Annotated in this window: 16 protein-coding genes; 4 read left to right on the top strand and 12 right to left on the bottom strand. The window is 62.1% G+C overall.

Annotation, left to right across the window (positions count from 1 at the left end; genetic code table 11):
• Positions 1-690 precede the first annotated feature (690 nt).
• Positions 691-1053 (top strand): DUF6124 family protein, encoded by a 363-nt coding sequence (locus tag QRN33_RS14760; RefSeq protein WP_064362961.1) that lies wholly within the window; start codon positions 691-693, stop codon positions 1051-1053.
• Positions 1054-1158: 105 nt separating this feature from the next.
• Here QRN33_RS14760 and QRN33_RS14765 read toward each other — a convergent pair whose 3' ends face one another.
• The 8 genes from QRN33_RS14765 to cpaB are packed head-to-tail and all read right to left on the bottom strand — an operon-like array spanning position 1159 to position 8607.
• Positions 1159-1431 (bottom strand): DUF3613 domain-containing protein, encoded by a 273-nt coding sequence (locus QRN33_RS14765; protein WP_083354125.1) that lies wholly within the window; start codon positions 1429-1431, stop codon positions 1159-1161.
• 10 nt (positions 1432-1441) lie between these two features.
• Positions 1442-2164 (bottom strand): tetratricopeptide repeat protein, encoded by a 723-nt coding sequence (locus tag QRN33_RS14770; RefSeq protein WP_064362957.1) that lies wholly within the window; start codon positions 2162-2164, stop codon positions 1442-1444.
• Positions 2165-2187: 23 nt separating this feature from the next.
• Entirely contained in the window at positions 2188-3072 is an 885-nt protein-coding gene (locus tag QRN33_RS14775) for a type II secretion system F family protein (RefSeq protein ID WP_227973614.1), read from the bottom strand.
• Position 3073: 1 nt separating this feature from the next.
• A complete protein-coding gene (locus QRN33_RS14780) occupies positions 3074-3958 on the bottom strand; it encodes a type II secretion system F family protein (protein WP_285409165.1) in 885 nt (294 codons plus the stop codon).
• 17 nt (positions 3959-3975) lie between these two features.
• Positions 3976-5244 carry a TadA family conjugal transfer-associated ATPase gene (locus QRN33_RS14785; protein ID WP_042609751.1) on the bottom strand — a complete coding sequence of 423 codons (1269 nt, stop codon included), beginning with the start codon at positions 5242-5244 and terminating at the stop codon, positions 3976-3978.
• Positions 5241-6431, bottom strand: a complete 1191-nt coding sequence (locus tag QRN33_RS14790) for a CpaE/TadZ family protein (protein ID WP_083354129.1) — start codon at positions 6429-6431, stop codon at positions 5241-5243. The genes QRN33_RS14785 and QRN33_RS14790 overlap by 4 nt, the downstream gene beginning before the upstream one ends.
• Positions 6428-7645, bottom strand: coding sequence for a type II and III secretion system protein family protein (locus tag QRN33_RS14795; protein WP_123419954.1), 1218 nt, complete (start codon positions 7643-7645; stop codon positions 6428-6430). Before QRN33_RS14795 ends, QRN33_RS14790 begins: the two co-directional genes overlap by 4 nt.
• A 20-nt stretch (positions 7646-7665) precedes the next feature.
• Positions 7666-8607, bottom strand: coding sequence for a Flp pilus assembly protein CpaB (cpaB, locus tag QRN33_RS14800; RefSeq protein WP_285409167.1), 942 nt, complete (start codon positions 8605-8607; stop codon positions 7666-7668).
• Positions 8608-8945: 338 nt separating this feature from the next.
• Here cpaB and QRN33_RS14805 point away from each other — a divergent pair, with 338 nt between their 5' ends.
• Entirely contained in the window at positions 8946-9152 is a 207-nt protein-coding gene (locus QRN33_RS14805; RefSeq protein WP_042609780.1) for a Flp family type IVb pilin, read from the top strand.
• Between the two features lie 71 nt (positions 9153-9223).
• On the top strand, positions 9224-9631 hold the full coding sequence (locus QRN33_RS14810) for a response regulator (RefSeq protein WP_285409169.1): 408 nt from the start codon (positions 9224-9226) through the stop codon (positions 9629-9631).
• Between the two features lie 834 nt (positions 9632-10465).
• On the opposite strand, the gene QRN33_RS14815 is transcribed toward QRN33_RS14810, so the two are convergent.
• The 4 genes from QRN33_RS14815 to QRN33_RS14830 all read right to left on the bottom strand — a co-directional run bounded on the left by QRN33_RS14815 (position 10466) and on the right by QRN33_RS14830 (position 16376).
• A complete protein-coding gene (locus QRN33_RS14815; RefSeq protein WP_285409171.1) occupies positions 10466-12136 on the bottom strand; it encodes a ShlB/FhaC/HecB family hemolysin secretion/activation protein in 1671 nt (556 codons plus the stop codon).
• 134 nt (positions 12137-12270) lie between these two features.
• Positions 12271-13863, bottom strand: a complete 1593-nt coding sequence (locus QRN33_RS14820; RefSeq protein ID WP_285409173.1) for a collagen-like triple helix repeat-containing protein — start codon at positions 13861-13863, stop codon at positions 12271-12273.
• A 303-nt stretch (positions 13864-14166) separates the two neighbouring features.
• Positions 14167-15021 carry a MaoC family dehydratase gene (locus QRN33_RS14825; RefSeq protein ID WP_285409175.1) on the bottom strand — a complete coding sequence of 285 codons (855 nt, stop codon included), beginning with the start codon at positions 15019-15021 and terminating at the stop codon, positions 14167-14169.
• Positions 15022-15023: 2 nt separating this feature from the next.
• Positions 15024-16376: a 3-oxoacyl-ACP reductase gene (locus tag QRN33_RS14830; protein ID WP_285409176.1), complete on the bottom strand. Its 1353-nt coding sequence runs from the start codon at positions 16374-16376 to the stop codon at positions 15024-15026.
• Positions 16377-16657: 281 nt separating this feature from the next.
• Here QRN33_RS14830 and QRN33_RS14835 point away from each other — a divergent pair, with 281 nt between their 5' ends.
• Positions 16658-17935 (top strand): acetyl-CoA C-acetyltransferase, encoded by a 1278-nt coding sequence (locus QRN33_RS14835; protein ID WP_285409178.1) that lies wholly within the window; start codon positions 16658-16660, stop codon positions 17933-17935.
• Positions 17936-18342: the final 407 nt, after the last annotated feature.

The following is an 18342-nucleotide window of genomic DNA, read 5'->3' on the forward strand; positions in this document are numbered from 1 at the left end:
AGCTTGCGCTCATTGTTGAGTGGTGCGGCTTCGCCGCGGGCAGCTGCGCTGCTTTTGCTTTCTGTGGGAGCGAGCCTGCTCGCGAAGGCGGCCTGACAGCCGACCTGTTCTTAATTGGTACGTGATCCAACTGTAGGAGCTGCCGAAGGCTGCGATCTTTTGATTTTGCTGTTGCTGTTCTGTAGGAGTGAGCCTGCTCGCGAAGGCGGCCTGACAGCCGACCTGTTTTTGAGTCTTACGCGATCTAACTGTAGGAGCTGCCGAAGGCTGCGATCTTTTGATTTTGCTTTTGCTTTGCTTTTGCTGTTCTGTGGGAGCGAGCCTGCTCGCAATGAGGCCAGTGGGTCCGCCGATAACTTGAAGTCGTTTAAATCTGACGCGAGATAACCAGAACCTTCCCACAAGGTTTTCAGGTTGTCCGTCGGACGTCGGGTCACTAGTCTCTGGCTGTCGTCGAACCTTCGGCGATCGGGTGTGAGAACCCTGCTACTTATGGTCATCCAGTATCTGTGCACGCATAATCGCCGCCAGCTTGTCCGCTGTCTGCAATGCGTCATGGCGGCTGTGTGCGGGCAGACTTCGGTCTGGCCGGGTGTCCATAACCGGTATTCTCACCCCGCATACAGTTGCCACCTTTTGCCCCGTGAGAATGGCATTGGGTCGCACCGCAGATTTTGGAGAGCCGTTTCAATGGACAAACTGATCCCAGACCCACCCCCATCCCCCACCACGCCACTCGAAGACGCCCTGCGCGCCGACGATCTTGTGAAAAACCGCGAAGCGATAAAACGCGCGCTCGATTTCTACCTCTGTCCCGAACCCGCAAAACCACACCCGCCCAGCACGCTGTTCATGGTGGTGCCCAATGTCGATACCGAAAGTCTGTTGGCGCATGCCTGTGAGTCGCTGGCGTCGGCCAGTGCGATGGCGAGCAATTTCGCTGGTGAGTTGAGTGGTTTTCAGCGCTCCACGGCGTTGGCGATTCAGCAGATTGTCATGCTGGCCGAGCTGGCCGTGAATCGAGCGCTGGATCGGGTTGATCCGCAGACCTGAAACCGCGTTATCGTTCTTCGCGAGCAGGCTCGCTCCCACAGAAAGCACACGGTCGACTGTGGGAGCGAGCCTGCTCGCGAAGGGGCCCTCAAGGTCACCACCAAACTAATTCTTGCTCTCGATCTTCCCGCCCGCATCCGGATCGTAAAAATCCGGAATCTCGTACTGGTATTTCTTCAGCCAGCGCTGCATCGCCAGTTCGCGTTCGGTGGCGGTGGCGCTTTGGGGTTTGGGTGAGGCAGCTTTGTTGCGGCTTTGCAGGACCAGCCAACCTTCAGTTTCCTGCTGCTGCGCTGAAGCGGGGCCTGCATCGATGGCGTGCGCGCTGAGGGGCAGGGTGAGCAGGGTCAGGTAGCACAGGCCTTTGCGGATGTTCATGGCTGTCTCCTTACTTGAGCGTCGGCGGTAGCGGGTCGATGAAGGCGGCGACGCGGTCGCCGGGTGTGGCTTTGGCGTGAGTTGGCGCTTTGAGTTTTTCCGCCCGTTGCTGCGCTTCGGAAAATTGCTCCGGGGTCAGTTTCGAGCGGCTGACGATTTCGGCGGCTTGTGGCCAGTCGTTCTGGTAGAGGAGCAGGGTGACCATGTTCAGCGTCGCCAGTTGATTGTTCTGGCTCAGTTCGATGGCGGTGAGGAATTCGAATTTCGCTTCGTTGAGGCGCAGTTGGTTGAGGTAGACCACGCCGAGGTCGTTGCGGATTTTCTCGTCGGTGGGTGCCAGGCGTGCGGCGCGTTGCAGGTGGGCCTGGGCCTGGCCATTGTCGCCACGGGCGGCGTAGACCTGGCCGAGGCCGTGTTCGGCCTGGGCGGTGAGGCAGCCGCCGAGCAGGCTGCGGTAGAGCGGCTCGGCCTCGCTGCGACCGAGCAGGCGATAGACTTTGGCTTTGCGCAGGCGCACTTCGCTGAGGTTGTCCGGCAGGCTTTGCAGGTTGGCCAGGCTGGCGTGGAGCTTGCCGTCGCTGGCCAGATCATCGGCGAGGTTCAGCGACAGTTCCTGCTCCGACGTGAGTTTGCTGCAGCTGGACGGCGACAGCAGCGAGGTCCACGGCGCCTGGCCGTCCGTGGCGCAACCGCTGAGCAGCAACAGGCTTGCCATGACTATCAGTACTTTCATCAAACGCTCTCCATGAGCCAAGGTCAGTTTGCGAAGGCGCGGGCAATGGCGGTGAAGCCCGGGCCGGCCAGTACGATCAGCAGGGCCGGAAACAAAAACAGCATCATCACCACCGACATCTTCGCCGACATTTTCGAGATGTATTCCTGCAGCCGGGTCAGGCGTCGGTCATCCAGTAATTGCTTGAGCGCCAGCAGCGATTTCATCGCGCCGCCGCCCTGGTGGATCAGTTGCTGGAGGATCACGCAGGTGTCGGTGAATTCGTCCACCGCGAGCATCACCGCGGTCTTGTTCAGCTCCTGACCCAGCTCCAGACCGGAGTCGACGCGGTTGAGGATCAGGCGCAGTTCGCTGGTCAGTTCCGGCAGCAGTTTTTGCGCTTCGATGCTGAGCACGCGCAGGGCTTGTTCCACCGCCATGCCGGATTCGAAGAGGATGCGCAGCAGTGGAATGAATGTGGAGACTTCCACGGCGATGGTTTTCTGCCGGCGGGCGGCGGCGTAGGCGAGCAGGCGTTTGGGCAGCAGATAGCCGCCGCCAGCAGCGAACATCGGCGCCATCCAGCGGTGGCTGGTCTGCGGGAAAAACACTTCCTGCAGAAAGATCGCCAGCCCCAGAGCGAGCAGGGGTGTACCGATCTGGCAGGCGGCGAAAAGGGCGCGTTCATTGGCACGGCGCCAGCCGAGGCGGCCGAGCAGGGTCTGGGTTTCGCTGTCGATGCTCACCGAGCGCCGGCCGAAGCGGCTGTTGCCCAGCGCACGCAGCCAGTGGCCGAAACGGTTCTCCCGCACCAACTGGCCCTGCAAGCGCTGATGCACCTGACGCACGCGGCGGCGCTCGGTGAGCAGGTGATTGCCCACCAATAACAGCGAACCGAGCAGCAACAACAACGCCGCGAGCCAGACCATCTCAAACGCTCCGCAACATGCGCCACAGCGCCAGACTGCCCAGCACCTGCAACGCGGCGGCAGTGAGCAACATGGTCTGGCCGCTTTCGTCGTGCCACATGCCAAGCACGTAGCCGGGGTTGGTCAGCATGAAGTAGCTCACCAGAATCAACGGCAGCAAACCGAGCACCCAAGCGGTCATGCGCGTTTCCCCGGTCAGGGCGCGCAACTGCCGCGCGCCCTGGTCGCGCTCGCGGATCAGTTTGATCAGGTTCTCCAGCAGCTCACTGGCATTGCCGCCGTAGCGGTGATTGACCTTCAGGCCGAGGGCGAACATGCGCAGTTCGTCCTGCTCGTAGAGTTCGGCAAAATCGCTGACTGCATCAGGCAGATTCACCCCCAGTTGCACGTTACGCTGCACTCGGCCCATGGCGGTTTTCAGCGGATCCTCGCTGGCTTCGATACCGCCCAGCACTGCATCGCTGAGGGTGCGCCCTGACTTCAGGCTGCGCACCGTATGGTCAAGCAATTGCGGCAGTTGTTCGATCATCCGGCGGATTCGGCGTCGGTAGCGAATGGCGATGTACAGCCGCAACGCCACGGGCGGCGCGATCAGCATCAGCACCAGTCCGACCCAGCTGGCGAGCAGAAATCCCAAAGCCACGACCGCCGCCCACAGGCTCAGCCACAGGCCGAAACGCTCGCTCGGCTGACCCAGTCCGGCACGCAGAAACATGCGTTCCAATCCCACCCATTTCGTCTGTTCCACGGCCTTTTGCGGTTGCCCGGCGGCGAGCCGGTTGAGGACTTTTTCTGTCGCGGTTTTGCGCAGGCCTTGCAGGAACAGATAAATCGACAGCCCGAGCAGCATCAGGCAAATGACGATAAGAATGATCGGTGCCAGCATCTGCGTGCTCCTCGCCGTCAGCCCGGGTGAGCGTCGTGGCGCAGCTTGTCGCCGGCCGGGTTGACCGCTTCGCGCACAAAGCCGAAACCGGTGCGGCGGTCGAGGCGGAACAGGGTGTTGGTGACGTAGACGTCCTCGCGAATGCCGACCACTTCCACCACTTCACTGACGCAGCGTCGACCATCGGGCATGCGTGTCAGCTGAATGATCACGTCGAGGGCGGCGCAGATCATCTGACGCAGGGTGCGTTCGGCAATCGAGCGCCCGGTCAGCCCGACCAAAGTCTCCAGCCGCAGCAGCGCATCCTGGGCATTGTTGGCGTGCACGGTGCTCATCGAACCGTCGTGGCCGGTGTTCATCGCGGTGAGCACGTCGACCACTTCGACGCCCCGGATCTCGCCGAGAATGATCCGGTCGGGACGCATGCGCAGGGCGTTGCGAATCAGGTCGCTGGCCTTGACCTCGCCGTGGCCCTCGGCATTGGGCGGGCGGGTTTCCAGGCGCACCACGTGCGGGTGGCCGAGTTGCAGTTCGGCGACGTCTTCGATGGTCACCAGCCGTTCGTGGGGGTTGATCAGTTGGCTGAGGATGTTCAACAGCGTGGTCTTGCCGGTGCCGGTGCCGCCACTGATCAGGATGTTGCAGCGCTTGCCCACGGCGTTCTGCAGGAATTCGAAAATCGCCAGATCGATGGTCTGCATCGCCATCAGATCGGTGCTCTTGAGCATGTCCTTGCGAAACTTGCGGATCGACAGGCACGGGCCGTCGAGGGCGATCGGCGGGATGATCGCGTTGACCCGGCTGCCATCGGGCAGGCGCGCATCGACCATCGGCGAGGACTCGTCGAGGCGTCGGCCGAGTGGCGCAAGGATGCGCTGCATGACCCGCTCGACGTGATGCGCATCGATAAAACGCAGATCGCTCTGATGCAGTACGCCGTCGCGCTCGATGAACACCCGGTGCGGGCCGTTGACCAGAATCTCCGTCACCGACGGGTCGCGCAGCAGGACTTCCAGTGGGCCGAAACCGGTGAGTTCGTCGACGATTTCTTCGCCGAGACGCTCCATCTCGTAGCGCGAGATTGCCAGATGCAAACGGGCGATGTATTCGGCGACCTTGTCGGTGACGAACTGCGCCAGTTGCTGGCGCGAACCTTCCAGCAGGTTTTGCCCCGACTCCTCGATGGCGTCGATGATGTAGCGGTGCAGGACCAGTTTCAGGCCTTCGTGATCGCTGTTGCCGATCGCTCCGCGCGGCGTCGCGCCAAAGAGTTTTTCTGCGCTCATGAGCTGCCTCGCAGACGGTCGAACCAAGTGACTTTCGGCTTGTTCAGGCCCTCGGAACGCTTGGCCAGACGTTCGCCGAGGGCGCGCAGGCTCTGGGTGAGTTTCTCCCGTGGCGCCAGTTCGAACAGACTCACGCCCTGGTTTTTCGCGTTCAGACGCACATCGGGACTGAAGGCCAACACGGCGATCACTTCCAGATTGAAGGTCTTGCCCAGGGTCTCGGAATCCGGCGCGACGTTGTTCAGGTAGCGATCGATCAGCAAGCGCCCGTGCTCGAGTTTCATGCCTTTCTCGCGCCACTGGTTGAGCACGGCGAGGTTGCGTCGGCAGTTGAGGACGTTCTGGTCGGTGTACCAGAGCAGTTTGTCGCAATGGCTGACGAAGGTACGCAACGCTTCACTGTCGGCCTGCCCGGTGAGGTTGACGACGATGTGCTGGAAGTGCTGACGCAGGGCGCTGAGCAGCATGTACAGCTCGGCGGCACTGGTGGTTTCCAGCGGCTCGTCGGTGTTGGCGTAGGCAAGAATGCGCAGGCCGTGGTCGGCGCTGGTGAAGGCACTGTCGATCAGCGTGGCGTCGAGACGGCGCAGGTGGCGCAGGGCATCGCCGAAGTGAAACGAGCTTTCCAGGCCCAACAACGCGAGGCTGTCGCCACGGGGCAGGCCGAGGTCGAGCAACAGGGTTTGCTGGCCGCTCTTCTGAACCACCATGGCCATGTGATTGGCGAGCAAGGCACCGTCGGAACTGCTCTGCACGCCGTACATCACCGTTAGCCCGCCGAGCTGGGTGTTGGGCGCGACGGCCGGCAGGCGTTTGCTCAGGCGCCGTACCAGTCCGGCGACTTCGCTGGAGCGTGAGCCATAGGCGACAAAATCCCGCGCACCGGCGCGCATCGCATTGAGTACGAGCTGATTGTCCATGCCGTCGCCGAGGGCAACGATCGCCAGCATTGGCTTGGCCTCCAGCGCACCTTCGATCAGCGCACTTTGCGCCACGACATGCTCGCGATCGAGGCCGACGAAAACCAGATTGGCGAACGTTACATCGACCAGTGCGAGCAGTTCATCGAGGCTGCCGGCACCGGCGCTGACCACTTGGCCGAGCGGGGCGAGGGCGCTTTGCAGCCATTCCAGATCGGTGCTGTTGCGGGTGATGGCGAGGAAGGTCTGACTGAGGTTCTGGTTCATTGCGACAACCCGCTGCGCTTGTCGAAGTTACCGTTCTCAAGGAAAAACATGCGGTAGAAATTCGGGTCGTAGTTGCGCAGTTTCTCCCCCGGCAACGACGGCAGTCGCGCGTCCGCCGCCAATGGCTGGACCAGATGCGGGGTGACGATCATCAGCAATTCGCGCTCTTCGCGTTTGATCTGCGAACCCTTGAAAAATGCGCCCAATATGGGGATGTCGCCAAGGCCCGGAAACTTGTTCACCTGTGAACTGTTGGTAGTGCTGATCAAACCGCTGATGACAAAACTTTCGCCATCGCCCAGCGACACGCTGGTGTCAGTGCGGCGGATGGTCAGCGCCGGAACGGTGGTGCCGGCGATGTTTACCGCGTTGGCAAAATCCAGTTCGCTGACTTCCGGTGCGACCTTCAAGGCGATGCGGTCGCGGCCGATGATGGTCGGCGTCAGGGTCAGGCGGATGCCGAATTCCTTGTACTCGATCGACACGCTGTCACTGCCGGAACTGGGCACCGGGATCGGGATTTCGCCACCGGCAAGGAAACTCGCGCTCTGCCCGTTTAGCGCCACCAGGCTTGGCCGTGCCAGGGTGTAGGCGAACCCGCTGGTTTCCAGGGCGTTGATGATCGCCATGGTCTTGCCGCCGACCCAGGAAAAATTGAACAGCGAGTTATCCACCGGCAGGCGCGGCTGCGGCACGCCGTCAATCGGCGGCAGTGTGCCGGGCGAGCCGAACAGGAAATTGCCGCGGGTGCCGATCAGCGAGGCGGTGGCTTCCTTGAGTTTGGTGCGGCTGACTTCGACGAAACGAATGTCGGTCTGCACCTGCGACGGCAGGGTCGGATCGTCGGACGGCACGCTGCTGGTCAGCGCCGTGGTCGCCGCGCCCTGGACGAAAACCATGGCTTGTTGCGGCTGCGCGGAACACGCCGTCCAGACCATCAGGCTGGTCGCGCCGGGACCGACGCCAGTGAGCAAAAAGGACGAACCGCCGTTGGCATGCACGTCGGCAATTTTCGGGTCGCCGACCGCCAGGCGGGTGATCGCCACCGGAGACTGCATGTCCTGCTGGAAGCCTTCACCGATCTCGATCACCGAAGGCAGACGCGGCAGTGCCGAACAATTGCCGACCGCCGCGAGAGCGGTGTCCATCGACAATCCCAACAACAGCAAGGCCCGGAGCGCCGGTTTCAATGTCGGTCTGAGTCGACTCTGCATGCACGTGAATCCTTGCGCAGTCATGGGGTTTGTTGGCTGATCTGGTTGCCGCGAATGATCTCCACCGCGGGCCTGGGGGCCGCGCCGACACTGGCGGCTGAGGGCGCTCGTTGGGCGTTGCCCAAAGCGAGTTGAGTGAACTGGAAAAGCTGGCTGTTGGCGCGATCCAGATGCGCGGGCGATTGCGTTTCGCCGGCCCAATATCTGGCCAACCGTTGTTCTTCGCTGCTGCGCACCGCGAGACGCAACGTGCCGACCTGGGTCGCGAGCATCAGACGGCTGAGCAATTGTTCCGGCACCGCCAGCACCACGGTGCGCGCGGCGATGCGGCGCTGGTCCTGTTTGATTTTTTCTTCGGCGCTGAGGCTGGGCGATGCCGGTTGGCCGTCGTTGGTCAGGCCGTACTGTTCGCCGATCCCGAGCACGCGCAAGGCCGGAACGGCGATCTGCGCCGACTGCTGCAGATTGCTCGCGTCTTCGCGCAAGTACAGCAGCACATCGACGTAATCTCCCGGCAGCAATTGCCCGGCGCCACCGATCACTTCGTCGACGGCCACGGTCAGTGCGCGTTCGTCGCGGCGAATCATCCGCGCCAGCGCGCCACCGGCCTGAAAGCTTTCGTCGTTGAGCCAGGTGCCAGCGCTGAGGTGCCGCCAAGGTGTGCGGCCCACGGCTTGTTCAATGCTGGTCAGACTGCCGGCCGGTGCACTGCGCAGTTTTTCCACGGCCACATCGGCGGCGGTCAACGGTGTGAACGGCGGTACATCGTGGAGCAGCACCACCACTGGTTGGCGGGTCTGGTCTTCGGCAATCGCGACAGTCTGTCCAACGCTGACCGCGGGTACGACGGGCGCCTCCGCGACCGGGGCCGGCTGACGACTGAGCACCAGCCCCCAGTAACCGACAACAACCGCGCCGAGCAACAACAACGCGGCAAGGCCCATGGTGACGCGACTGTTCATGACGGCTCTCCTTTTCCTGCTGCACAAGCCAACTGCAATTGCTCTTGAGAGGCGTACTGATCTGGCAGCTATGAACATGCAACTATTTCGCTATTTCCAAGCTAGCTGATCCAAGCAAAAGCGCCATTAGTGACAGGCAAATAACCTACCAAAGTATGAGTTTTGGCCAATTGACAGTGGGAAACGGCGGCGACACGTTGGGATTAATGCTTTGTGATTAATGCGTTCTTACAGTTGTTGGGCGGGGGTTTGTTGACAATGCTCAAGTGGCACGGTGGAACCATGCCGCGGTCGTGATGTGGGCGCCAGGGGCGCGAAGGAGTGGAGCTATGTTTCGTATGACTTTCGATTATCTGATGGCCAAGGCTCGGGCGTTTGCCAGCAGCGAAGAGGGTGCTTCGGCGATTGAGTATGCAATCGTGGTGGCGATGGTTGCGGTGGTGGTGGTTGCATTCGTTAGCCCGCTTGGAGACAGGGTGCTGGCGATTTTCAACAATGTTCTGACGTCGCTCGACGGTACGGCGGTTACTCGGCCAACACCTTGAGGCTTTTGAACACTGCACCTGGCTGATATCGCACTACACTGGATTTACCTTTCAGCATTCAGGTATTGCCTATGAACGCGCCTTCGCCGTCCCGCCAACAGTTGCTTCTGGTTGACGATGAAGAGGACGCGTTGCTGGAGTTGGCGGAGTTGCTGGAGGGCGAGGGGTTTACCTGTCATACCGCGACGTCGGTGAGGCTGGCGTTGCATCTGTTGACCCGGCATCCGGATATTGCCTTGGTGATTACTGATCTGCGCATGCCGGAAGAGTCGGGCATGTCGTTGATCAGGCGGCTGCGTGAGCATACGTCGCGGGAGCATTTGCCGGTGATTGTGATGTCGGGGCATGCGGACATGGAGGATGTCAGCGATATGTTGCGGTTGCAGGTGCTGGATCTGTTTCGCAAGCCGATTTATCACGTTCGGTTGTTGGAGACTCTCGATAATCTGTTTCCCAAGGCTCGGGTTGGGGCTGGGTGAACTCGGCGGCCTTTGGGCCGACCGTGTTGTTTGGGGGGTTGGGTGAATATCCGTTGCTGCGGGTGTTGCTGATTACGGTTCCGCCCTTACGGCGGGTCACCTTTTTCAAACGCCAAAAAGGTAACCCAAAAGGCTTGCTCCTACGTTCGGCCCTCGCAGGCTCGGGTTCCTTCGCTCCGGGACTGATCCGGGCGCAGCGGCTCCGGTTTGCTTCGCTGCACCTCCTTCCGCTGTGTCTGGCTGCGCCAGACGGTCGCTGCGCTCCCACGCCCGGATCAATCCCTCCACTCAGCCTTCCGACGTCGCCGGTGGATCAAGATCAAAAGCACTCGAGCTTGCGCTCATTGTTGAGTGGTGCGGCTTCGCCGCGGGCAGCTGCGCTGCTTTGTTTTGGCTTTTGTAGGAGTGAGCCTGCTCGCGAAAGGCGGCCTGCCAGCCGACCTGTTTCTCACTGAACACCCACGATCAAAACTGTAGGAGTGAGCCTGCTCGCGATGGCGGCCTGACAGCCGACCTGTTTCTCACTGAATACCCACGATCAAAACTGTAGGAGTGAGCCTGCTCGCGAAGGCGGCCTGACAGCCGACCTGTTTCTCACTGAACGCCCACGGTCAAACTGTGGGAACTGGCTTGCCAGCGAAGGCGGCCTGCCAGCCGACCTGTTTCTCACTGAACGCCCACGGTCAAAACTGTGGGAGCGAGCCTGCTCGCGAAGGCTCTCGGCCAGCCGACCTGTCTCTCACTGAACACCCACGATCAAAACTGTAGGAGCGAGCCTGCTCGCGAAAGCGGTGTGTCAGCTGAAAAAATCCTGACTGACACACCGCTCGCCCCTCACAACTGATAACTGAAACTGATGCTGTACCGCGGCTTGCGATTGAACGTGTCCAGCGCTTCATCGGACATGGCCTTCGCCACTTCCAGGGCGATGTTGTAGTACCTGGCATCGCCAAATCTCAGCCCGACGGCGGTGGATGACAGGTTGTTGGCCTGCACCGGTAGTTGGTTGAACCAGCTGCGCGAGCGGTCGAGTACTACGTAGGGTTGCAGGATGCGCACCCAGTTGCCGTCGCGGTTGAAGCTGTAGTTGACCTCGTAGGCCACGCCCCAGCCCTTGTCGCCCGAGGCCTGGTCGTCGGGGTAGCCACGGCCGAAATTCTGTCCGCCGAACACCGCGCGCTCGCTGTCGGGCAGGGTGTCGTCGCTCCAGTACAGCGCTGCCGAGAGCACGCCTTGCCAGTTGTCGAGAAACTTGTCGCTCTGCACGCCGGACAGTCTCACGCGGAAGAAATCCAGATCGATGTCGTCGTAGTTGGTGTTTGCACCGAGGCTGTCGAAACCCTGGTAGACGCCGGCGCTGAGGATGCGCAGTTGGCGGGCGTCGGCCTTGCGCCAGTCGCCTTCGAAGGCGAGGGCGCGGACGTCGGTGCGCAGCTCGGTGCTGAAGGGGAAGTTGACGCCGTCGTAGCGCGTCTTGTCGTCGACTGCGTAGAGGCGCGAGCCGGCGGTCAGCAGTTCGTTGGCGGAGGCGATCAGGGGCATGCTGAAGCCGATCGAGTAGCGATCATTCTCGCGGTGGGTACTCAGGCGCCCACCGCCGCCGACCAGCACTTCGGTGTCCGGGTCGGCGCGGTAACGCGAAGCCGAGAGGTTGAGTTGCGTGCCTTCGGCGTCGAGGAACTGGCTGTAGTCGAGACGGTAGTAATGCTCTTTGTCATCGCCCGGTGGGAACAGGCCGCTGAGGCTCAACTGTTCGCCCATCGACGTCTGCGAGTTGCTGCTGACGCCGAGCAACGCCTGCGGGCCGTTGCGGTTGTCTTCGGTGGTGCTCAGGGTGCTGGTGAACGGTTTGCGGCTGGCCTGGGCGACCAGGGTGGTGGCGCCATCGGTGGTGCCCGGTGGCGGCACTTGCGCTTGAATCGTTACGCCGGGAATGCGGCTCATCAGCGTGGTGTAGCGCTCGAACGTCTTGCGCGTCAGCGGGCGTTCGGCCTGGATTTTCGCGGCGAGTCTGTCGAGCAGGCCTTTGACCCGGCCGATGTCGCCCTGCATCTGGATATCGCGCACGTAGCCTTCAACCAGCACCACCCGCGCCACGCCCTCATCGAAGTCCTGTCGCGGCAGAAACGCGTAGGACAACAGGTAGCCGTCCTGCTGGTAGCGACGGGTGATGTTGCGCGTCGCTTCAATCAGTTCGGCAAGGCTGGCCTCACGGCCGATCAATGGTTTGTAGACTTCGGCCAGTTCGTTGAGTGGATAAATCGTGCCGCCTTCGATCTGCACGGTCTTCAGGTTGATCCTGGTTTCCATCAGCAGTGGTTGTGCGGCGGTCGCGCCGGGATCCGGCACTTGCAGCGGCGCCGCGCTCGGGCGATAGGCGTCGGCAGGAAGGTTGGGGACGGGCAGGTTGCGCGTGGTTTCGTTGCTGTTGAGAAAACTGGGCAAGGTGTCGGCGAGGGCAGCGGAACTGAGGCTCAGGCACAGCAGGGATGCCAGTACGCGCATAGGACACTCCATGGTCAGAACACAGCACAGGGCAGGTTTTTCCTTAGAAAAAAGGCGGAAGACTCGTGGGAATCTTCCGCCCTCAACCAAGCGTAGGCGCTGTAGGTAAGGCCGTCGAATCGGCCAGGTGCAATTTAGCGTTTGTTGCCCCCAAGCGCGCCGGTCAGCCCGCCGAGCACCCCGCCCAGACCGCCAGTTGTACCGCCAGTGGCAGTGCCGTTGTTGACCAGCCCACCGACGGCCGCCACGGTGCCGCCGACATTGGTAACCAGCCCACCGACTGCCGTGGTCACCGGGGTGTTGGTCGCGGCGATCGCACCGCCGAGGCCGCCCACCGCTGCGCCCACCTGCCCGGTGATACCGGCAACCGGAGTGCCGAGACCGGTGGCTGCGCCGACCTGTTGAGTGACAGTGGTGACCGCGCTGGTCACAGGGTTGAGACCTGCTCCCACTGCGGCGCCAACGCTTGCCAGCGGCGAAGTGGGAGCGGTGATCGGTGTGCCCGAGCCACCGAGTACGGTGTTGAGCGAAGCAACTGCGTTGCCCAGGCCACTCGCGGTAACGCCACCGGCACTGACCACGCCGCTGGTGCTGCCGGCATTCAGACCGGTGCCAACATTGACCACTGCGCCACCGACGGTTTGCAGCAGGCCGGTGCCGCCCAGACCACCACCGACGCCACCAGTACCTGAGCCAGTGCCGTTGGACACCAGACCGCCCGCTTTGCCGACCGCCGTGCCGGCGTTGCTCAAGGCGCCGCCGAGGGTGTTGGTCAGGGCACTGCCGTTGCCTGCATCGGTGACTTTGCCGCCAAGGCTGTTCACCGTGCCGCCCACCTTCGAGATCACGCCTTTGAGCGGATCACCCAGGCCGGTGGCATCGCCAAGTTTATCGGTTGTGCTTTCGACCATGGCGATCACCGGCACCAGGCCGCTGCCGACCTTGTTGGTCAACTGGCTGGTCGGGCCGTTGCTGAGGGTGGTGTTGAGGGTGTCGCCGAGCATGGTGACTTTTTCACCTACGCCATCGACCAGCGGCACTACTTTGGTCACGACGCCACCGACCACGGGAACGCGGCTGGTCGCTGTGTTCAGTTTGGCGCTGAGATCAGATACGCCATCACCGACATCCGAGACCACACCGCCAACCGAGGCCACGGTGGTGGTCAAGCCCTTCGGATCGGTGGCCAGTTTGCCGATGCCATTGCTCACGCCATCGCCCAAGGTGCTGACCACATTGCCAGCGGTATTGGCGACGCTCTGCACAATGCCGCCGGCCAGCGGAACGTTGCTCAAGGCATCACCCACCTGGCCCACACCATCGCCGACACCGCTGACGGTTTTGCCGACATCCTGCACCAGAGTGGTGGTCACCAGCGAAGGCGCGGCCGGATTGGTCGGGGTGGTGGGATCGGTGGGGTCTGTCGGGTTGGTCGGATTGGTTGGATCGGTACCGCCGCCGGTTCCGCCAGTGCCACCGGTACCACCCGTGCCCGCTGTTCCGTCGCCAGTGCCGCCGGTCCCGCCTGTGCCAGCAGCATCGCCGCCGGTTCCACCACCTGCGCCGCCGCTGCCATCGGTACCCGCCGTACCATCTGCAGTCGAGCTGCCCGAGCCGCCCGAACTGCTGCGATGACCGCCACCGCCGCTGCTGCAGCCGACGAGTCCTACAGAAAGAATCAGTGCCAGCGCGATTGCCGATTTGGACCACATCACTTGAGTTTTCATGATTGAGATTCCTGCACCTGTCACAACGTTACGTTGCCTTCGATGGCCCGCTGATCTGTCGTCGGCGATGCCTCGTCCGTGCTGGTAATCTCAGTCGATCGCAGGTTTTGCACCATTCTCAAGTTGGTATTAACCCCTTTATATACAAGGCCCGGCGCAATGCCGAAGGACTAATACGCAGGTGATAAACGCGCAAAAAAAAGCCTTGAAATTCAAGGCTCGGTTTTTTGCACAGCGCCGGGCAGGGCGCGGAAAAACTTAAGTGATATATACACAATTAACGGGTTTTTCCGCCCCGTCAGATCAGGCGATCGGTTGCCATTGGCCGACCATATGTTCCAGGTCGCCGGCACCGACCAGGCGCAATTCGCCGCTGGAACCTGCTGCGCTCGCCAGCAACGTCACTTCACTGGGCAGGCGCACCGGTTTGCGAAAGTGCACGGCGATTTCCAGGTTGGCTTTGGGCAGGTGATCAGAGAGCGCCGCCAGCGTGCGTGCCTTATTCCACAAACCATGCGCGATCGCCGTGGGAAAACCGAACAGCTTGGCGCTCGCTGCACTCAGGTGAATCGGGTTGTAGTCGCCGGAGACTTTCGCATACTGGCGACCAATATCGGCGGGCGCCGTCCAGCGTGTCACCTCGAGCAAATCCTGCGACGGCTCCCAGTCATGTGCCTGCGCCTCGCCCTCGAGTTTCACGCCGCGACAGAGCATCCGGCTCTCGGCTTCCCACAGCGGCCCGAGCTGATCGTCCAGGGTGGTGAGCAGATCGAATGTCGCGCCTTTGGCATGCGGTTGCAGGTTGTGCACGCGCACGCTGACTTGCGCGCGACTGATAGCCCCCATCGGGCGCAACACGCGAATGCGGTTGCTCAGGTGAATCAGCCCGAGCAGCGGGAACGGAAAGTCCTTTGCCGTGAGCAATTGCATCTGCAAGGCGAAGGCGAGGATATGTGGATAGGTCGGCGGCAGCAGGCCATCATCGACGAAACCGCAGACCTTGCGATAAGCCGCCAGCCGCATGCCGTCGATATCAACCCAGCAGCGCAGACCGCTGTCGGGCAGTTGCGTGCCGGTGATTTTGCGCCGTGTCGCCGCGCGCGAATAAAGCCCCGGCAGATTCGGTTCGCGGTCCAGCGTTTGCCATTCGATGCTCATGCTCAAGCCCCCAGCACACTTTGGCCACACACCCGCAGCGCTTGGCCGGTGAACGCGCCCGTGCCCGGTTGCGCCAGCCACGCCACAGCCTCGGCGACGTCTTGCGGCAAGCCGCCCTGGCCCAGTGAACTCATGCGCCGCCCGGCCTCGCGCAGGCCGAACGGAATGTGCGCAGTCATTTGCGTCTCGATAAAACCGGGGGCGACGGCGTTGATGCTGATCCCGCGTTCCAGCAGTGTCGGCGCCCAGGCCTGGGCCAGACCGATCAGGCCAGCCTTGCTTGCTGCGTAGTTGGTCTGCCCGCGATTGCCGGCGATGCCGCTGATCGAGGCGAGCAGGACCACCCGTGCGTTGTCGCGCAGGGTGCCGCTGTCGAGCAGGGCCTTGGTCAGCACTTGCGGCGCATTGAGGTTGACGGCCAGCACCGCGTCCCAGAATTCCGGGGTCATGTTGGCCAGGGTCTTGTCGCGGGTGATGCCGGCGTTGTGCACGAGGATGTCGAGCCCGTCGGGCAGGTGTTCGATCAATTGGGTGGCGGCATCATCGGCGCAGATATCCAGGGTGATCGCGCGGCCGCCGAGGCGGGCGGCGAGAGCTTCGAGGTCGGTCTTGGCCGGAGGTACATCGAGGAGAATCACCTCGGCGCCATCGCGGGCGAGGGTTTCGGCAATCGACGCGCCGATCCCGCGTGCAGCACCCGTGACCAACGTCTTGCGCCCCGCCAGCGGTCGGGTCCAGTCGGTCACCGGCGTGGCGCACGCGGTCAGACGAATCACTTGGCCGGAAACGAACGCACTTTTCGGCGAGAGGAAGAATCGCAGCGGACCTTCCAGTTGATCTTCGGCACCCTCGCCGACGTAGATCAGCTGCAAGGTGCCACCGCCGCGCAGCTCTTTGGCCAGCGAGCGCGAGAAGCCTTCGAGTGCGCGCTGCGCGCTGGAGGCGAACGGATCACGGAGGGTTTCCGACGCGCGACCAAGGATCACCAGATGCGCGCTATGGTCAAGGTTCTTCATCAATGGCTGGAAGAATTCGCGCAGTTGCTTGAGCTGGTCGGTGTGCTGCAAATCGCTGGCGTCGAACACCACCGCTTTGAGCTTCGGCCCGTGGCCGGGAATCCACGCGGTGGCCAGCGCGGCCTCGGTGCCGTAGCTGTAGATTGCATCGGTCAGGCGATTGGCAAACACACTGATCCGTTCGGCCAGTGGCCCGCCACCGATCAACAGCGCACCCTCGATCGGCCGCAGACGCCCCGCTTGCCAGCGTTCCAGCCGCACCGGCGACGGCAGGCCCAAGGCCCCGACCAGGCGATGGCCGAAGGATGAGTTGGCGAAGTCGATATAGCGGTCAGACATGGAACGCTCTCCAGAAGTTGGGGTTCAAAGTGTGGACTGTCCACGGCAATCAATCGTTCGATCGGCGCATTAAGGCCTACGCTGGTTTAGCAGAGTAGTTTGGCCGCGGTGGTTTTGTAGCCAGACACAAATCCAGAAACAACACCGGCCCCTTGTAGGAGTGAGCCTGCTCGCGATAGCGGTGGGTCAGAAACGTGTCATTAGCCTGATACACCGCTATCGCGAGCAGGCTCACTCCTACAAAGGATCTATGTGAATTCGCAAGTCTGACAGGAGCTTTTATGACCCAGCTGCGCCGCGTCGCGATCATCGGCGGTAACCGCATCCCCTTCGCCCGCTCCAACGGGCCGTATGCCACGGCCAGCAATCAGGCGATGCTCACCGCCGCGCTGGAAGGCCTGATCGAGCGCTACAACCTGCACGGCCAGCGCATCGGCGAGGTGGTAACGGGCGCGGTGCTTAAATTGTCACGGGATATGAACCTGACCCGCGAGTGCGTGCTCGGTTCGCGCCTGTCTCCAGCGACGCCAGCCTATGACATTCAGCAAGCCTGCGGCACGGGTCTGGAAGCGGCGCTGCTGGTGGCCAACAAGATCGCCCTCGGCCAGATCGATTGCGGCATTGCCGGCGGCGTCGACACCACCTCCGACGCGCCGATCAGTGTCAGCGAAGGCCTGCGCAGGATTCTTCTGCAGGCCAACCGCGCGAAGAGCACCGCTGACAAACTGAAAACCCTGCTGCAATTGCGCCCCCGGCATCTGATCCCCGAATTCCCGCGCAACGGCGAGCCGCGCACTGGCCTGTCGATGGGCGAGCACTGTGAATTGATGGCGCAGACGTGGAATATTCCCCGCGAAGAACAGGATCAACTCGCCTTCGAAAGTCATCACAAACTCGCCGCTTCCTACAGCGAAGGCTGGCATAACGATCTGATGACACCGTTTCTTGGCCTGACCCGCGACAACAACCTGCGTCCTGACCTGACCCTGGAAAAACTCGCCACGCTGAAGCCGGCGTTCGAGAAAAGCGCCAAGGGCACGCTGACTGCGGGCAACTCCACGCCGCTCACCGATGGTGCTTCGGTGGTGTTGCTCGGCAGTGAAGAATGGGCCAACGAGCGCGGCTTGCCGATCCTTGCTTATCTGCGCGACGGCGAAGCGGCGGCTGTGGATTTCGTCAACGGTGCCGAGGGCCTGCTGATGGCGCCGGTGTATGCCGTGCCACGCTTGCTGGCGCGCAACGGCCTGACCTTGCAGGATTTCGATTACTACGAGATTCACGAAGCGTTCGCCGCGCAGGTGTTGTGCACGCTCAAGGCCTGGGAAGATCCCGAATATTGCAAAACCCGCCTGGGACTCGACGCGCCGTTGGGTGCGATTGATCGCAGTCGGCTTAACGTCAAAGGCAGCTCCTTGGCGGCGGGGCATCCGTTTGCCGCGACCGGCGGGCGGATTGTGGCGAACCTGGCCAAGCTGCTGGATGCGGCCGGCAAGGGGCGGGGGTTGATCTCGATCTGCGCGGCGGGCGGGCAGGGTGTCACTGCGATTATCGAACGCTGAAAAAGCCCCTCACCCTAACGCTCTCCCAAAGGGAGAGGGGACTGATTGGGGGATGTTTGAAATCGACGCCGACCTGAGCGTCCTTCACCGAATCCAAAGTTGCGATTAAAGCCATAATCGCTGCGGTCTCTCAGGTCGATGTATTACGGGAGACATCTCGGTCGGCCCCCTCTCCCTCTGGGAGAGGGCTGGGGTGAGGGCCATCAGGTCACACCATTCATGTCAGATTCTGTCGCAAATGCCCTTGCCGGCCGATACCAATCAATGCCACGGTCTCGGCTATGATTCGCCCGGGTCGCTGCGATTGATCCGGCACAGTGTGTGCATCCTCAAGGTTCACAGGTCGGCAACCCCTCCCCGTCGGACGAGGATTGCCGTATAACGAGTGACATTCGCGTGTTTGGTAA

The sequence above is a fragment of the Pseudomonas sp. FR229a genome (genome assembly GCF_030209115.1).
Taxonomy (GTDB): domain Bacteria; phylum Pseudomonadota; class Gammaproteobacteria; order Pseudomonadales; family Pseudomonadaceae; genus Aquipseudomonas; species Aquipseudomonas moraviensis_A.

Excerpts from the sequence above, each read along its gene's own strand:
- QRN33_RS14785 (WP_042609751.1), bottom strand. The coding sequence starts at position 5,244 with ATGAGCGCAGAAAAACTCTTTGGCGCGACGCCGCGCGGAGCGATCGGC.
- QRN33_RS14795 (WP_123419954.1), bottom strand. The coding sequence starts at position 7,645 with ATGCAGAGTCGACTCAGACCGACATTGAAACCGGCGCTCCGGGCCTTG.
- QRN33_RS14760 (WP_064362961.1), top strand. The coding sequence starts at position 691 with ATGGACAAACTGATCCCAGACCCACCCCCATCCCCCACCACGCCACTC.
- QRN33_RS14810 (WP_285409169.1), top strand. The coding sequence starts at position 9,224 with ATGAACGCGCCTTCGCCGTCCCGCCAACAGTTGCTTCTGGTTGACGAT.
- QRN33_RS14765 (WP_083354125.1), bottom strand. The coding sequence starts at position 1,431 with ATGAACATCCGCAAAGGCCTGTGCTACCTGACCCTGCTCACCCTGCCC.
- QRN33_RS14830 (WP_285409176.1), bottom strand. The coding sequence starts at position 16,376 with ATGTCTGACCGCTATATCGACTTCGCCAACTCATCCTTCGGCCATCGC.
- cpaB (WP_285409167.1), bottom strand. The coding sequence starts at position 8,607 with ATGAACAGTCGCGTCACCATGGGCCTTGCCGCGTTGTTGTTGCTCGGC.
- QRN33_RS14780 (WP_285409165.1), bottom strand. The coding sequence starts at position 3,958 with ATGCTGGCACCGATCATTCTTATCGTCATTTGCCTGATGCTGCTCGGG.
- QRN33_RS14820 (WP_285409173.1), bottom strand. The coding sequence starts at position 13,863 with ATGAAAACTCAAGTGATGTGGTCCAAATCGGCAATCGCGCTGGCACTG.
- QRN33_RS14805 (WP_042609780.1), top strand. The coding sequence starts at position 8,946 with ATGACTTTCGATTATCTGATGGCCAAGGCTCGGGCGTTTGCCAGCAGC.
- QRN33_RS14835 (WP_285409178.1), top strand. The coding sequence starts at position 16,658 with ATGACCCAGCTGCGCCGCGTCGCGATCATCGGCGGTAACCGCATCCCC.
- QRN33_RS14790 (WP_083354129.1), bottom strand. The coding sequence starts at position 6,431 with ATGAACCAGAACCTCAGTCAGACCTTCCTCGCCATCACCCGCAACAGC.
- QRN33_RS14770 (WP_064362957.1), bottom strand. The coding sequence starts at position 2,164 with ATGAAAGTACTGATAGTCATGGCAAGCCTGTTGCTGCTCAGCGGTTGC.
- QRN33_RS14815 (WP_285409171.1), bottom strand. The coding sequence starts at position 12,136 with ATGCGCGTACTGGCATCCCTGCTGTGCCTGAGCCTCAGTTCCGCTGCC.
- QRN33_RS14775 (WP_227973614.1), bottom strand. The coding sequence starts at position 3,072 with ATGGTCTGGCTCGCGGCGTTGTTGTTGCTGCTCGGTTCGCTGTTATTG.
- QRN33_RS14825 (WP_285409175.1), bottom strand. The coding sequence starts at position 15,021 with ATGAGCATCGAATGGCAAACGCTGGACCGCGAACCGAATCTGCCGGGG.